At 48.3% G+C, this 269-nt stretch carries 1 protein-coding gene; it reads left to right on the top strand.

What is annotated here, in order from left to right; genetic code table 11:
- Positions 1 to 29: 29 nt before the first annotated feature.
- On the top strand, positions 30 to 269 hold a 240-nt coding region (locus tag QP437_RS10065; RefSeq protein ID WP_285267737.1), incomplete at its 3' end, for a hypothetical protein.

The raw sequence follows: 269 nt of genomic DNA, 5'->3' as shown, positions 1-269 counted from the left end.
ATCTGGCTATCTTCAGCCAGCCTCGCTATATGAGCGAGTCGAAAGTCGCCATTAAACGCTCGGATGATTTAAACAGCGGCAGCCTGAATTTTGGTCTGCTTCTGGGTGCCTCTAACCCCAGTTCCGCAGAAGATGCGTTGTATCTGAAAGAGTACATCAACTCGCCGGATATGCTGGCGGCTCTGGATAAGCAACTAAATTTTCGTGAAGCGTTTAGCCACAGCGGGCTCGATTTTCTTAATCATCTTAGCAAGGATGAAACCGCAGAA

The organism is Haemophilus sp. UMB1048 (assembly GCF_030218125.1).
Taxonomy (GTDB): domain Bacteria; phylum Pseudomonadota; class Gammaproteobacteria; order Enterobacterales; family Pasteurellaceae; genus Haemophilus_D.
The sequence above is the reverse complement of the archived record's forward strand: the minus strand, read 5'-3'. Positions and strand labels throughout refer to the sequence as shown.